Annotated in this window: 12 protein-coding genes; 6 read left to right on the top strand and 6 right to left on the bottom strand. The window is 45.3% G+C overall.

Features of this window, described 5'->3' with window-relative positions:
• Positions 1-238: 238 nt before the first annotated feature.
• The 6 genes from tnpA to recQ form a co-directional block, all read right to left on the bottom strand.
• Complete coding sequence (gene tnpA, locus AAC155_RS14220) at positions 239-694, bottom strand: IS200/IS605-like element ISPlu5 family transposase (protein ID WP_113042941.1); 456 nt, start codon at positions 692-694, stop codon at positions 239-241.
• Positions 580-2,304 carry a transposase gene (locus tag AAC155_RS14215; protein ID WP_158536574.1) on the bottom strand — a complete coding sequence of 575 codons (1,725 nt, stop codon included), beginning with the start codon at positions 2,302-2,304 and terminating at the stop codon, positions 580-582. Before AAC155_RS14215 ends, tnpA begins: the two co-directional genes overlap by 115 nt.
• Positions 2,305-2,396: 92 nt before the next feature.
• Positions 2,397-3,773: an IS4 family transposase gene (locus tag AAC155_RS14210; RefSeq protein WP_113042939.1), complete on the bottom strand. Its 1,377-nt coding sequence runs from the start codon at positions 3,771-3,773 to the stop codon at positions 2,397-2,399.
• A 211-nt stretch (positions 3,774-3,984) separates the two neighbouring features.
• Positions 3,985-4,785 carry a sugar/pyridoxal phosphate phosphatase YigL gene (gene yigL, locus AAC155_RS14205; RefSeq protein ID WP_113042938.1) on the bottom strand — a complete coding sequence of 267 codons (801 nt, stop codon included), beginning with the start codon at positions 4,783-4,785 and terminating at the stop codon, positions 3,985-3,987.
• Positions 4,786-4,812: 27 nt separating this feature from the next.
• Complete coding sequence (gene pldB, locus AAC155_RS14200) at positions 4,813-5,811, bottom strand: lysophospholipase L2 (protein ID WP_113042936.1); 999 nt, start codon at positions 5,809-5,811, stop codon at positions 4,813-4,815.
• Between the two features lie 14 nt (positions 5,812-5,825).
• The gene (gene recQ, locus AAC155_RS14195) at positions 5,826-7,652 is read right to left on the bottom strand and encodes an ATP-dependent DNA helicase RecQ (RefSeq protein ID WP_113042935.1); all 1,827 of its coding nucleotides are present in this window, start codon (positions 7,650-7,652) and stop codon (positions 5,826-5,828) included.
• A gap of 446 nt (positions 7,653-8,098) precedes the next feature.
• Here recQ and AAC155_RS14190 point away from each other — a divergent pair, with 446 nt between their 5' ends.
• The 6 genes from AAC155_RS14190 (at position 8,099) to AAC155_RS14165 (ending at position 16,134) form a co-directional block, all read left to right on the top strand.
• Positions 8,099-9,922: an IucA/IucC family protein gene (locus AAC155_RS14190; RefSeq protein ID WP_113042933.1), complete on the top strand. Its 1,824-nt coding sequence runs from the start codon at positions 8,099-8,101 to the stop codon at positions 9,920-9,922.
• A 36-nt stretch (positions 9,923-9,958) separates the two neighbouring features.
• Positions 9,959-12,196 carry a TonB-dependent siderophore receptor gene (locus tag AAC155_RS14185; RefSeq protein WP_113042932.1) on the top strand — a complete coding sequence of 746 codons (2,238 nt, stop codon included), beginning with the start codon at positions 9,959-9,961 and terminating at the stop codon, positions 12,194-12,196.
• Positions 12,197-12,265: 69 nt separating this feature from the next.
• A complete protein-coding gene (locus AAC155_RS14180) occupies positions 12,266-13,279 on the top strand; it encodes an iron-siderophore ABC transporter substrate-binding protein (RefSeq protein ID WP_113042930.1) in 1,014 nt (337 codons plus the stop codon).
• On the top strand, positions 13,276-14,289 hold the full coding sequence (locus tag AAC155_RS14175; RefSeq protein WP_113042928.1) for a FecCD family ABC transporter permease: 1,014 nt from the start codon (positions 13,276-13,278) through the stop codon (positions 14,287-14,289). The genes AAC155_RS14180 and AAC155_RS14175 overlap by 4 nt, the downstream gene beginning before the upstream one ends.
• The gene (locus tag AAC155_RS14170) at positions 14,276-15,337 is read left to right on the top strand and encodes a FecCD family ABC transporter permease (protein WP_113042927.1); all 1,062 of its coding nucleotides are present in this window, start codon (positions 14,276-14,278) and stop codon (positions 15,335-15,337) included. Before AAC155_RS14175 ends, AAC155_RS14170 begins: the two co-directional genes overlap by 14 nt.
• The gene (locus tag AAC155_RS14165) at positions 15,322-16,134 is read left to right on the top strand and encodes an ABC transporter ATP-binding protein (protein ID WP_113042925.1); all 813 of its coding nucleotides are present in this window, start codon (positions 15,322-15,324) and stop codon (positions 16,132-16,134) included. The genes AAC155_RS14170 and AAC155_RS14165 overlap by 16 nt, the downstream gene beginning before the upstream one ends.
• Positions 16,135-16,250 lie beyond the last annotated feature (116 nt).

Here is a 16,250-nt window from a genome sequence, read left to right as displayed (position 1 = left end):
GAGAGCGTTTCTGGCGGGAAAGTCTGGAGAGGGGGGGATCTTAACATGGTGGCAAGCTCCGTTGAGTGAACGGAACTTAATTAAAACAAAATGCCGGATAAAAAACCAGCACTTTGTCAATAATCTGAGCCACCCGCATAGCGGGTGGTTTGCTCTAGCCCTATAAGGGCATATTACCGACTGCGCCTAAATGACGCCCTTTCTCTTCGTTCAAGCTAAGTGTCTTTGCTTCTTTGGCTTACCCCTTGAAGGGGTCTTCATGCTCTCGTGTACTTAACTTATCCTGCATTAAATCTGACTTTTCTTGCTCTCTGATGTATTTTCGGATTGTGACTTCATTTAGCCCTACCGTACTCACGTAGTATCCTTCTGACCAAAACTTCCTATTGCCAAACTTGTATTTTAAATTGGCGTGCTTATCAAATATCATCAATGCGCTTTTACCTTTTAGATATCCCATAAAACTTGAAACACTTATTTTAGGTGGGATACTCACCAGTATATGGACGTGATCTGGCATGAGATGCCCTTCGATGATTTCTACTCCTTTATACTGACAAAGGTCTCGTAAAATCTCACCTATCCTCGAACGGATACGGGTAAAAATGACTTTTCGTCTGTATTTCGGCGAAAAGACGATGTGGTATTTGCACAGCCACTTTGTATGTGCTGAGCTTTGTGCTTTAATTCCCATAAACACCTTTCCTTATTTGAGTTACGTATATTAGCTTGAACATCTATATCGTAACGGAAAGGTGTTTTTCTTGGTATAACCCTTGATTTCCACCCGCATAGGGGGTGTCGCAAAAGGGTTGAGGTCACTTTTTCAAGCATCAAGTTAAATTCAATCACTGACTTTGGGCAGCCTGTTATTTGTATGGATAACAGGCTAAAAATAATCCCTAATATCAGAGCCACCGCTCTTGATAAGTTATAGGCCATTGCATGCAGGGAAAACTCCAGCTTTACCGCTGACAATCCCTTACGCCGAAAGCGTTCCAGTCTCTGAATTCCCCGTAATGCCGAAAATACCGGTTCTACCAGGCTCTTCCGTTGACTCAATATCTGTTTTGACTCCGGTCGGGCCATATGCAAACGAAGTGTCTCCCGCCCTTCATCTTCCGGATAACGTTTTATTTTTCTTCCTCCTTTAGCCTTTGTGCAGCCCGCTTTCTTCGGGCATCCGGCACAATTGTCAGCGCGATAAACCCGATAGGTCCGCGTTTTTTCAGTGGCTTTCACTGTACTTTGCAGGGACAATTGGTGATGAGCAGGACAAATATAGCAATCTTGCTCAGCATCATAAGTAAATAAGGATTTAGGATAGATTTTTCGGGTACGCTGTCGGTCTGAATTTTCTGTACAAAACAGCAAGATCTGATGTTTCTTCGCCTCAGCAATCACATCGTCATGGAAATAACCGGCATCCAATAACAGCTTTTCCGGGTGACCTCCCGAGATAGTGAGATTCTGCGCCAATAACGCGGCCATCACTTGGGTTTCACTGGAGGGGGCGACCGTTTGAGCGACGATAATACGTCTGTTGTTGACTAAAACAGACGGTTTATAGGAAGTTGAAAATCCTCTTCCCCGCTTGAGTTTCTGGACGACGGCTTCGGGTTCTGTTGGATTGATACGCAGTTGGCTGGCATCCTTCCCTTTTTTTTCGCGATTTTCTTGTCGGCGCCGTAATACGTTGGCTCCCTGTTCCAATTGCTTTATGCGTTTTTCTGTCTGCGCTGTGGCAGGGGTAGCCGTGAGAGTATTTTTTTCACGTGAAATCGCTTCCTGAGTTAAAAGGTGGTAATGAGAACAGGCCGCCTCTATCACTGTCCCGTCACCGGCCAGGCACGAGCCGTCCGAACGACTGCGGTGCAAAATGGATAAGGTCAGTGCCTTAAAAAACGGTCCCGTCAGGACGGATTGGTGCTGATAAATAAAACGCCCAAGACTGGCATGATCGGGCGTAATTCCCTGGCTGACAAAAATACAGCCTAAATCTAAACGCGCAAGTCGTTCAAGTTCTCTGAGCGAGCAGTGTCCTTTCATGATCCCATAAAGCAGGATCCCCATCATGGAGCGTGGAGAATAAGGGGCTCTCCCTGTCGAAGCATAATGGCGTTCAAAGGGGCCCCAATCTTGCTCATCAAGAATGTCAGCAACAATAAATGCGCAACGCTCCCCCATTTGCCTGAGATAATCAGAAAGGGAAAGGGAGCCATCCAATACAGGTAAGTGCTGAGCTTTGACAAACTGACGTTTGGTGTAAGCAGACGGTTCCCGTTTTCGAATGAATAAGGTCATAAAAGATCTGCGCCTAAAGGAAGAGCGCAGATTTTAATGGATAACATGACCTTTTGCGACACCCTCTTTATGGCCTGTCTCTTGATCATATTTCATAGATCAAGAGACTTGGACAGTAAATAACCTTCAAGGATGGTTTGTAACATGAACCATCCTTGCCACAGCCTTTCCCATCCCACTCGGCCATTTCGTTTTGAGTCATACCAACCCGCTAGTTTTCCCAAATTAATATAGGCCCAGTAAACACTTGGCGCTGTCTTAGGGACCTTTTTCTTTTCTTGCTTTACCCACAATAACTTCCACGCTAGCGGGCTTAATAGCGTTTCACAACTCTGTTTTTCCGCCTCTGATCTATTGAGACCCACATAGCGCAACTGATGAACACGCACGGCGATAAACGCCAGGATCACCACCATTTTTTCCAGATTTTCTTTACGTTGCATCCGCAGCGCTTCTACCTGTGTCCCGCCACTTTTCCACGCTTTGTGAAACTCTTCAATGAGCCAGCGTTTTTCATAGTAGTCCAGAATACGGTGGGCATCTTCTTTACCTTTTACCGGCTCCGATGTCAGAATGTGCCAGCTCAGCTCCTTGTCGTTATTCGTTTCCTGACAACTCACATAATACAGCGGTATCGGCTCCCCTCGTTTATTGGCCGGCATTTTGAGCGTGACAGGGGCGTAACGGACGTCGCAGAGAGCTTCACGCGCCTTACGCCCACCTCGTTGTTTAACCTGAACGGTTCTTTTATCTGCAGGCTGCAAAGATTCACTGAACAGATACAGTTTATCTGAGCTTTGTTCAATGCAACGGCTTTGCATTGAACGCACAATAAAACGCTGCTGATGCATGATTTTATAGGTCAGATAGTCAATAATGTCTGCCTCGCGAGCACAAACTGAAATGACCTTATTCATATCACTGCCAAGACGAGTTTCTGTTGCCTGAGAGGCGCGTTCCCACTTATAACTTTCCTTGTCTTTATACGGCCGGGAAGCCCGTTGCGCTTTCTTGCCATAATGACTCAGCTCTCTCGTCCAGCGCGTTTGTTCAATCAGGCCAATGACCCGTTCTTCTCTGGGGGCAAAAAGCAAAACGGAATGGGCATGCAGGCCGGTGGCACTTTTTCGTGATGAGGTATACCCCATTTCATCCCGAACCGTCTGATGAGTGAACTCCAGTGAGGTTGTATCTTCCAATGCCAGCAAACAGTCATAGGACTTAGCTTGTTCAGCCGTTGCTGCAAATCCGGCCTCTGCAATGGCCGTTGCGTCAATGGCCCGGTTACGCGTAAATCGATAAGCGGCTTCAATATCCGCAGGTGTTTTGAGTGATTGCACAATAGATTGCCCGATATGGTTGGCTAAAGAGGCGGTGAATTTGATAAGACGCTGGGTTCGTCGGCTATCGCCCAAATTTGCGCGAGAAAAAGTCTCATAAGCCCATTGTTCTGCGTGAGTTTGGAACATTTTACCGTACCTCAATGAAATAGTTATTACTAAGATCAGCAAAATAGAAAAAGATTCAAAAAAATCCCCCGATTTTTTATCAGGGGATTTGTGTATGAAAGACAGCGCATAGCGGGGGGTTTTATGTTTAAGAAGCTGACGCTACTTAAACTGGCTAAAGCCATAATAATCTGACAGCGCCAATAGCGCTGTAATTACAATGGATAATAAATTAAACCTGATACATTTCGCACAAATAGTGGGAAACCGCATCATCAGCGTTTGAGCCAATCACTTCCATTTCTGGCAGGATATCTTTCAAGCGCTGGTGAGCATCCTGCATAATGCAGCCCTTACCTGCTACCGTCAGCATTTCAAAGTCATTCATGCCATCACCAAAAGCAATACAATCACTCAGTTTATAACCCATAGCTTGGGCTACCTGCTCAAGTGCATGACCTTTCGAAACACCACCCGCCATAACTTCCAGACAATTGCGCAACGAGAAACTTACATTAACGCTATCACCCCAACGCGCTTTGATTTTCTCTTCCAACGCAACCAATAGATCATGATCTTGGCAGGTAAAATAAACTTTACATACGTCATCAGTTTTAAAGTTGTCACGCTCAAAAAGTTGATAATGAAACACCGATTCCTGAAAAAACTCTTTCTGCTCAGGGCATTCACGGTTCATATACCAGTGATCATGGCAATAATAATTCGTCAGAATATCAGAGTTATCAAACTCCATTAGACACAAGTCATGCACAATCTCAGGATCAACATTGTGACTGAAAACCAGTTCACCCATAGCATTGTGTACCCGTGCGCCATTAGAAGTAATCATATAGGCATCAATACCAAGAACATCCCGGATTTGCGCAACATCGACATGATGACGACCAGTAGCAAAAATAAAATGAATGCCTTTATTGGTCAGTAAATTAAGAGTTTCCTTGGTGTAAGAAGTTAATTTGTGATCAGGAGACAGCAAAGTGCCATCTAAATCTGAAGCAACAATGTGATACATAGTTATCGTTCCTATCATTTAATTGAGTCAATTCTGGTCAAAAAAATCACAAATGGCGTTGAGTGCCTGGCTACGTAATTTATCTTTTTCAAATAGGATTTCATGATGCGCCCCCTGAATAATTAACAGTAACGGCTCTTCAATGAAAGTCCTTTCTCTCCTACGTAATTCACAAAAAGCCCGTATTTTCTGATTATTAATGACTTTATCCTCACTGGCTTCTAAGACCATCAGCGGTGTCTCAATTTCTCCGGCTTTTTCTATCAGCATATCGCCAATCCAGATACTTTCCCTCATCCAGTGATATGTTGGGCCACCTATGCGTAATTTCGGATTATCCGCGTAATAATGGAGGTAACGGCTATAACGTTCATAACTGTGTGTCAGAAGGTTTATCAAATAAGGCAACGGACGCCATTTCCCAGTTAGTACCGCATAATGGTTGCGCATATCTGGCCGCTTTTCAGCCCGATTTACCAGGAAAGTTGCCAACCAACGTGGCATAGGAAAGTTAATACCAAACATAGGAGCACAAAGGGCGGCTGCATCAAATACCTGGCCGTGACGTAATAAAAATCCCCCTAATATTGCCGCCCCCATTGAATGAGCTAACGCATAACAGTGAGAATAATGACGAGGAAGAATTTCTCTTTCTATTAATATTTCAACGTCATCAATATAATCATCAAATTTTTCTACATGCCCTTTTTGTGGATCTGCAAGCATCCTGCTGGATCGCCCCTGCCCACGATGATCAATAATAAAAATGTCGTAGCCAAGGTGATAAAAATCAAATGCTACTTCCGAGTATTTAACATAACTTTCACTACGGCCAGGAAAGATAACAACCGCTCTATCATTTTTTACCGTTGCACAAAAACGGACATAACGTATCAGTACATTATCGACACCGATAAATTCACACTCTTCCCTGGCTTGCCAAAAATCTAATAAAGGCCCGTTGGCAAAAGCAGAGAACTGCATCTCACGATTGAGCCAACTTTCTTTCAATATTTCTGGCGTCATAAATTGCCCTCTGACTATCCAAACTCCTCTAGATGTTCACATATTAAGGCCATAAAGACATTACCAAAACGTTCAAGTTTCCGTTGCCCTACCCCGTTGATTAATAACATTTCATCCTCCGTCACCGGGCATTGCTCTGCCATTTCAATCAGCGTGACATCGTTAAATACAACAAAAGGAGGGATATTTTCTTCGTCAGCAATAGATTTCCGTAATTTACGTAGCTTGGCAAATAGTTTGCGATCATAATTACCACTATACGATTTACTTTGCTGACTACGCCCTTTCAGATTCTGTATTCGTGGAACAGCCAGTTTTAGCGAAACTTCGCCACGCAATATTGGGCGTGCCGCTTCTGTTAATTGTAATGCAGAATAATTGGCAATGTTTTGACTGATAAAGCCTAAATGAATAAGCTGCCGCAATACACTCACCCAATGTTCCTGACTTTGATCTTTACCAATACCATAAACCGGCAAATGATCATGTCTCATATCACGGATACGCTGATTATTCGCGCCTCTAAGCACTTCAACAATATAGCCAATACCAAAGCGCTGCCCAACCCGGTAAATACAAGAAAGCGCTTTTTGGGCATCCACCAAGCCATCATAATTTTTTGGTGGATCAAGACAGATATCACAGTTACCGCAAGGGGTTTGTTTGCTTTCACCAAAATAGTTCAATAACACCAGACGGCGGCAAGTTTGCGCTTCGGCAAAAGCCCCCATTGCATTGAGCTTATGCCGCTCAATATCCTGCTGTGTACCCACCTCTTTCTCTTCCAGACAGCGGCGAAGCCATACCATATCCGCGGGATCATAAAACAGCACCGCTTCCGCCGGCAGACCATCACGCCCGGCACGCCCGGTCTCCTGATAATAGGATTCGATATTACGTGGAATATTAAAATGAACCACAAACCGAACATTGGGTTTATTAATTCCCATACCAAATGCCACGGTTGCCACTACAACCTGCAAATCATCACGCTGAAATGCATCCTGCACCCGCGCACGCTGGCTATTATCCAACCCGGCATGGTATGGAGCAACACTCAAGCCACGTTTTTGTAAACGCTCTGATATCTCTTCAACTTTGCTGCGGCTGTTGCAGTACACAATGCCACTTTTACCTTTCTGACCGCGAATAAATAGCCACAGTTGATCTAATGGCTTGTATTTTTCTATCAAGGTGTAACGAATATTGGGCCGGTCAAAACTGCTGATATGGATAAGTGGATCATTAAGATTCAGTAGTCGGACAATATCATTGCGAGTCGTTTCATCCGCGGTGGCCGTCAACGCAATGACAGGTAATGCCGGAAAGCGTTGCCTGAGCTGCCCCAACGCCCGATATTCCGGTCGGAAATCATGGCCCCACTGTGAAATACAGTGAGCTTCATCCACAGCCAGCATTGCAGGTTGCCATTCCAGAAGTTGCTCAAGGAAGTTATCCATCATCAAACGCTCAGGGGCGATATACAGCAATTTAATCATGCCCTGACGGCAACGCCGGATCACATCAATCTGCTGTTCGCGGACCTGGGTTGAATTCAAGCAATCCGCCGCAACACCATTTGCCCGCAGTTGATCCACCTGATCTTTCATTAAAGAGATCAACGGCGAAACAACCAAAGTGACCCCTTCCTGTACCAGCGCCGGAATTTGGTAACACAATGATTTACCGCCACCAGTCGGCATAATGACTAAACAATCACGCCCTTCAAGAATGGTATTGATAACTTGTTGCTGGCCAGGCCGGAATTGCAGATAACCAAAGGTTTCCCGCAATACCTGCTCTGTCAGTGATATCGTATTAATGACCTCTGCGGTAGACACGCTTTTCCTCAATATTAAAAAATCACAGACGCTATGCAAAACGCCTGGGCATTATGCTATCTCACTCTCGAAATAATTACAGCATGTCATTGAACATCATCTCAATACAAAAGCAGGTTTACTCAAAGGTTATAGCCGATCAAAAATTCTCTCCCAATTCACCTTACTCATCCCAATGCAGCACCATAACGTCCCATTTTTGCCTGCTATTTAAACAAAACTAGAGCAAATCCCTACACTTACACAGTTGTTAATGATAATAATTTGTATTAATGTTATCAAAATTGAATACCCCAAAAGTTACCTGTCTAAGGGAACCGGAATGAATACCTGGAAAAAAGAGACTTATATTCGAAAATTTCAGAATTAAGCGTACCGATTTGTTTCCAGTGTACAACGACTATGTTGGATATGATTTTTGATTATGAATAGGGATTGTTATCACCATGAGTTCACTGCATATTAACTCCGATAATCACACTCTGCACCTCAACGCAGAGAACTGGCTCTATGCCAATCGCCATCTGGTGACAAAAATATTACGTGAGCTATATCACGAAAAATTAATTAATCCTACCTACCATGGACAGCAGCAGTATTCTCTGACAATAGGTGGCTACCAATACCATTTTCAAGCGGAAACTTATCAGCTCGATCATATTGATATTGATACCGCTTCCGTAACCAAATTCAGGGATAATCAATCTCAGCCACTTGATGCTATTCAACTGATTATTGAGTTGCATCCGCTGTTGGAAATCCCGGAAAAAATGCTGCCGATTTATCTCGACGAGATATCCAGTACGCTCTACGGTCACGCTTTTAAATATCAGTACAACCGACTTACAGCCCAAGATTTAGCTTATGCCGATTATCAAGTCGTTGAAACGACAATGAGTGAAGGCCATCCAGTCTTTATTGCCAATAATGGCCGAATTGGTTTCGATGCCGATGATTATCAGCGTTATGCACCTGAAAGCGCCAGCCCCGTGACTTTAATCTGGATTGCGGTACATAAGAATAAAGCTATTTTCTCGGCATTATCCGATCTTTCATACCAACAATTAATAGAAGAAGAGCTAGGGAAATACCTGCCAGCCCAATTTGAACGCCATCTTAATATGTTGGGATTATGTCCATCAGATTATTATTTGATGCCTCTCCATCCCTGGCAATGGCAACACCGTATTGCTATCAGCTTTGCGGCAGATATTGCCAATAATCATATTGTTTATCTTGGAGAAGGCCATGATCGCTACCTCGCACAGCAATCTATCCGTACTTTCTTCAATATTACTCAACCGAAGAAGAACTACGTTAAGACCGCCCTCTCCGTGTTGAACATGGGCTTTATGCGTGGGCTCGATCCACACAGCATGGTCACAACCCCATCAGTCAACGAATGGCTCAGTAACTTAGTCCATAATGACAGTTTCTTCCAACAAAAGGGGTTTACCGTATTACGGGAACGTGCTGCTCTCGGTTATTTCAATAACTACTTTGAATCAGCCATTAAGAAGGACAGCCCCCATAAGAAAATGTTGTCAGCACTGTGGCGTGAAAGCCCAATGACGATGTTGCAGGATAACCAGCGCTTGATGACAATGGCTTCGTTGCTGCATGTCGATTATCAAGGTCATTCCGTCGTGGCAGCTTTGGTAAAGTGTTCTGGTTTAAATGCAGAAGAGTGGGTGTCACGTTATCTCGATGCTTACCTCTCGCCATTACTGCGCTCTTTCTTCACCTATGATCTGGTATTTATGCCACACGGCGAAAACCTGATGTTGGTATTGGATAATAACAGCCCGACAAAAATGTTGATGAAAGATATTGGTGAAGAAGTTGCTATTTTGAATGGTGATCTTCAACTGCCTGAAGAGATTAATTTCCTGCATGTCACTATCGAAGACGACATGAAAATTAACTACATCTTCCTTGATATTTTCGATTGTTTCTTCCGCTACCTGATTCCGCTGTTGCAAAAAGATCTTAATCTACCCGAAGAGCGTTTCTGGTTACTGGTTGCACGCTGTGTCCATAATTATCAGTCACAACATCTGCATCAGATTGAGAAATTCCGTAAGTTCGATCTGTTTAAGCAGGAATTTGTTCGTACTTGCCTGAATCGTCTGCAAATGGCGAATAATCAACAGATGATCGATCTTGACGACCGTGAAAAGAATCTCAAATTCGCCGGAACTTTAGTGAATCCACTATACGCTTTACGCCATGAATACTCGGTTACTCTTCATCAGGCCGAGCAGCAATAAATAAAAATATCAACATAGATATACCCTGGGGATGTAATGAATAATAAGAAAGTGATGTATCCGTTTTTGCGAAAGGATTCCATGATTAAAAAAACAACTCTTGCAATGACGATACAGTTAGTATTGATGGGAAATAGCTACGCAGTCGCGGAAAGTGCACAGAGCACAAGCGATAAAACCACTGCCCAAAATGACAAGATACTCGTCACCGCTTCACGAGCAGAACATGAAGGTGTGACCGAAGACACCGGGATGTACAATACCACGTCGATGGTCACCGCCACCGGTTTAAACCTCTCGGCGCGTGAAACGCCACAGACCGTCAGTGTCGTGACCAAACAACGTATGCTTGACGAAAATCTGGACAGTGTTAATCGCGTCATCGATAGCACAACCGGTATGAGCGTACGCCAGTTTGATAGTGATCGTTTTGGGTTTACTTCTCGTGGCATGTCCATCAATAACATCCTGCGTGATGGGGTTGCGACCTACTACGACACCCGCTTTAACTATGGCGACAATCTTCTGGATGCTGACCTGTTTGATCGTATCGAAGTGGTACGTGGAGCAGCCGGTTTGATGGTTGGTCCAGGCAATCCTTCGGCAGCCGTTAACCTGATTCGTAAACGTCCGACCCGTGATTTCCGTGGCGAACTCTCTGCCGGCGTGGGTTCTTGGGATAAATGGCGCACTGGCCTTGATCTCTCTGGCCCGTTAAATGACAGTGGCAACCTACGCGGGCGTTTCGTTACAGCCTATCAAGCGGCCAACTCTTTTATTGATCGCAATAACAACGAAAGATACCCGTTCTATGGCGTTCTTGAAGCAGATTTGACAGAAAATACCTTGCTGACTATAGGCGTTGATTATCAACGTAACCACACCCGCGGCGGTATGTTTGGTGGTTTGCCGATCTACTTTGCAGACGGCAGCAAAACAGACTATAAACGCAGCGACAGCTACGCACCTGATTGGGCTTTTTCAAAAGTTCGGACCTTCTCTACCTTTACCAGCCTGCAACATAACTTTGACAACGGCTGGAGTGTAAAAGGCACCTTTACTTATGATAATAACGCTCTGGACCAAAAAGTCCTGTGGGCAACAAGTTTTCCTAACCGTAGCACCAATATTGGTATGGTGCCAGGTAACATGACACTCATTGATGGCAGTCGCCGCCAGAAAAACTACGATCTACAAGTGAACGGTGACTACCGGTTGTTCAACCGTACTCATCATGTCAGCTTCGGTTTAAATCATCAGCAACAGGATTTCCAGAACGATTACTTCAACGCAACCTGTATGCTCAAGCGCAACTGCACCGGACTGGGTGACTTCACCTCTCCTGGCTGGCAATATCCTGAACCAGAGTGGAGTAATACGCGAACTTATGGCTCAAAAGGGCGTAATGAACAGACCGCAGGTTATGCAGCCACTCAGATTTCTCTGGCAGATCCATTGACCTTGATCCTTGGTGGTCGAGTAACCAGTTGGCAAACACGCGGTGATAATTTCAATACTCCACAAAATGCCAGCTATAGTGACGAATTTGTTCCTTACGGTGGACTGATCTACAACATTACTCAAGACTTGTCGGTTTACACCAGTTACACCGGAATATTCAACCCGGAAAGCCACCGTGACCGCAATAATAAATTGCTTGCCCCAGTGTCTGGACAAAACTATGAAGTGGGCCTAAAAGGTGTTGCCTTCGATAACAGTCTTGATTACTCACTGGCAGTCTTTGAAATCCGTCAAGATAACCTGCCATTAGTAGATAACAATGCACCGAGACTACCGGATCTCTCCATTCCTCGTTATACCGTGGATGGCACCAAAACTCGCGGGTTTGAAGCAGAAATCAGTGGTCAACTGACGGATAATTGGCGTCTTTATACTGGTTACACACAATTCCGAGCAGTAGATCCTAATGGTGTGCGAATCAATTCCAATACGCCAAACAGGCTGTTTAAACTGTTTACCACCTACACCCTGCCAGGTGCGATGAGCAATCTGACCATCGGTGGTGGTGTTAACTGGCAGGATAAAACCTGGTTAACAGTTGATGGGCCGGGGAAAACATCAATGCAAGCGAAGCAAGACAGTTTCGCGGTGGTTAACCTGATGAGCCGTTATCAATTCACACCGGATCTCTCTTTGACGGTTAACCTGAATAACGTCTTTGATAAGACCTACTACACCCAGTTCGGCCAATATTCTCAGTATTACTTTGGCGCACCTCGCAACATTGAAGCGATCTTGCGTTATAAGTTCTGAGTTTAAAGTCATAATGACACTGCGGACGGCAAACCTTATGTTTCTATTTATTTGAAGGAAAACAAAATAATGAAATTGAAGCGTTACAAAAGGTTTGCCGTATTGGTGCTGTTGGTCAGTCTGCTGGCTGGCTGTGATAAGCCAGCCAGAACAGACAATATATCGTCAGACAAGCCCGGTTATCCTAAAGAAATAACTACCGCATTGGGTACAGCGGTGATTCCACATCACCCCCAACGTGTTGTTGTCTTGGGTGCAGGAGCGGAAGATATCGTACTGGATCTTGGCATCGTTCCTGTCGGTATCGAATCCCACCGTTGGGGCGGGGATGAACAGGGCTATCTGCCGTGGTTTAAACAAGCGATACAGCAGCGTGGCGAGACTTTGCCAACTGTGATAGATATGTACCCCGAATTAGACATTGAGAAGGTAATTAGTCTTAAGCCGGATCTGATTGTGGCAACCCAATCAGGCATCACCCAAGAAATTTATGACCATTTATCATATTTCGCCCCAGTGATCGCTTATCCATCTGCCCCTTGGCTCACGACACCACAACAGCAGATTGAATTAATTGCTCGTGCGCTAGATAAACAGCCGCAAGGGGAGCAACTCGCTACTGAACTGGATGCCATATTGCGCGAATCAGGTAATACCATCCCGCATATCAGTGGCTACACTTTCGCCTATATCAAAGCGGGTATCAGCAGTAACATGCTATCGGTATACGTCAAAGGCGATCCACGCGTCGATACCTTAGTCCATCTTGGTTTAACGCTACTGCCATCGGTCAGCACACTGGCCGATCCCTTCGGCAGTTTCGCCGCCAATATTGGACTGGAAAATGCGGATTATCTTAATGGCGCTGATATCTTAGTGACTTGGTTCAATAATGAACAAGAACGTAAAGCAGTGGAGGCACAGCCGTTATTTCAATCCATCCGAGCTGTACATCAGGGAGGTTATATCCCGCTAACTGACCAATCATTGGTCGTTGCTATGTCTTACGGTACACCGCTCAGCTTACGCTGGGGTTTATCACAATTTATGCCAGTGCTGGCAGAGGCAATTAAATCATCATGACAAATCCTAAACGCCGATCCCTACTGCTACTTGGCTTGGGTCTCATGATACTGCTGACCTTCATTTGTATTATTGCCAGCCTGAGTCTGGGCGCAAAAATGTTACCACTATCAACCATATGGCATCACTATTGGTTAAGTGACAGTGGTAGCTATAGCGATCTGGTCATCAATGCCCGCAAACCACGTACGTTAATTGGCATCATGGCCGGTGCAGCACTGGCGCTTTCCGGTGCCGTAACACAGGGATTGCTGCGTAATCCACTCGCCGAACCGGGCTTACTGGGCGTTAACGCCGGTGCTGCTACGGTGGTCGTCAGTTTCTCTTTCATACCCATACTGAATGAACTTCCACGCTTCTGGACAGCATTTATTGGCGCAAGTCTAGCTACATTGCTGTTCTACCTGCTCAGTGGAGGACAACGTAATAGCAATCCAGCACGCATGGTATTGACTGGTGCTGCCATTAACGCCTGTCTATTTGCTTTTGTGCAAGGTTTCGTATTAATGAATGCGCATGTACTGGATAGTTACCGCTTCTGGACTATTGGATCGCTTAGCGCAATGTCTCTGGCGGAAGCGAGTTCACTGATACCCTATCTACTATTCGCCTTGATATTGACTCTTTCACTCGGCGCTTCCCTGAATGTGATGGTGTTTGGTGAAGGCATCGCCAGTTCACTTGGCGCCAATGTTGCCCGCACCCGCGTGTTGTCGCTTATTACTGCTACTATGCTGGCGGCAGTGGCTACCGCTATGGCAGGCCCCATTGCCTTTATTGGCTTGGCTGCCCCCCACTTGATGCGGGCTTTAGTTGGCAGCGATTTCCGCTGGCTACTACCCTATTGCCTATTCGCCGGGCCTTGCCTGTTGCTCACTTCCGATATCCTGGCGCGGTTGGTGATAGCACCCGGAGAGATCATGGTGGGAATTATCACCGCAGGAATCGGTGGACCATTGCTCTATCTGGTTATTAAAACCTATCGTGGAGTTAATTATGTCGCAGATTAACCTATCCAGACCGGCAAAAATTCGAACCTTCATGTTAGGAACTGCTGTTTTTGTTGTACCTCCACAACAGACCCGAAGAGCCATCTTATTGATGTTGTTACTGCTCGCAGTGCTGTTTTATCTCTCTCTAGTATTGGGTAAGCAAGGTATCGATAATCCCTGGCTAGCAACTTCAACTCCTTATCAGGAATTTATTCTCACACAGCTACGTTTACCCCGCGCATTAGTGGCTATCGGGGCGGGCGCAACACTGGCACTCTCAGGTTCACTTTTTCAACTAACAACCCGTAACGCACTCGGTAGCCCCGATATTATCGGCGTGAATGCCGGTGCTGCCGCAGGGATCGTCACCACACTGATCATCTGGCCTGGAGTTCTCCCCGTTGCTTTAGGTGCACTGCTAGGAGCCAGCTTTGCAGTACTACTGGTATACGCAGGAAACATTAGCGGCTCCGGGCAAATGCAGACAACCAGGATTGTCATCTCTGGAATTGCTATCGCCGCCCTTTGCATGGCATTTGTTAATTTTGCTATATCGAATGTGCGCCTTGAGCAGGCGCAACAACTTGCTTCGCTGCTGCACGGTAGCCTCGCCAACCGGCGCTGGCAAGATGTTGAGTTAATTTATGGAACGATAATACTGTTTGTTCCGCCTCTACTCTGGCTAGGACGGCAATTGAACTACGTTAATCTGGGCTATGAAGTTGCTAATACGCTCGGTGTGCCAGTACGTATCATTCAGCTTATGAGTTTGTCACTGGCGGTCATACTAGCCTCAATGGCGGTATTGGTTGTCGGGCCAGTGGCTTTTATCGCACTTTCTGCTCCACAAATCGCCCGCCGCTTGGTACGGGCCAAAGGCACCGCGCTGTCCTGCTCAGCACTGGTGGGAGCATTACTACTGCTCGCTTCCGATTTAATGACTTTGCTACTTCCTACTTCGGCACGTCTGCCAATAGGAGTTATCACCGCAGGGGTAGGCGGTGTCTATTTGATGTATTTGCTGTACGCTGAATTAAGGAGAACAAAGTCATGTCATTCGATATGAATTCCTCAACCACCACCTCACGACTAACAGCCCAAGCGCTTTCGCTAGCATACGGCAAGAAAACGATTGTTGAGTGTCTGGATATTTCTATTCGTGATGGTGAATTCAGCGTCATCATTGGCCCAAATGGTTGTGGAAAATCGACACTACTACGCGCCATTAGCCGAGGTATAACTCCACAGCACGGTGAAATCCTGCTTGATGGGAACAATATTCAACATTACAAACCAAAAACGGTAGCACGTGAGCTATCTCTGCTAACACAAGGGGCAATCATCACCGAAGCGTTGACCGTATACGATTTGGTTTCACGTGGACGTTACGCTCATCAATCCTTTTTACGACAGTGGTCAGCAGAAGATGAGCGAGCAGTTAACGACGCTTTACATGCGGTCGAACTCCAGGAGATGTCGCAACGGTTAGTGAATGAGCTTTCCGGTGGTCAGCGCCAACGCACTTGGTTTGCTATGACATTGGCACAACAAACACCCATTGTACTGTTAGATGAACCAACCACTTATCTGGACATCACCCATCAGATTGAAATGCTCGATCTTTGCCAACGTTTACATTTACAGGGAAAAACGTTGGTGCTGGTACTACACGATATTAACCTGGCACTACGTTACGCCTCACATTTAATCATGATGAAAAATGGCAAAATTTACGCCGAAGGTATGCCAGAAGAGATTATCAATGAGCAGAGTATCGCTGATGTGTTTGGTCTAGCCTGCCGTATTATTTGCGATCCAGAATCTGGTAAGCCTTTGATTATCCCAAGATACAATCCTATCTGAACGGGAAATGAGCTGCCTATGATTTTGCCGTATTAACAAGCAATATAGGCACCCAAAAGATTTACTACTTGATAATGACAATGGTAATGATAATAATTATCATAATTATATTTACA

The sequence above is a fragment of the Photorhabdus sp. HUG-39 genome (genome assembly GCF_963878365.1).
GTDB lineage: Bacteria > Pseudomonadota > Gammaproteobacteria > Enterobacterales > Enterobacteriaceae > Photorhabdus > Photorhabdus kayaii.
This window is presented reverse-complemented; position numbering and strand designations above follow the sequence as displayed.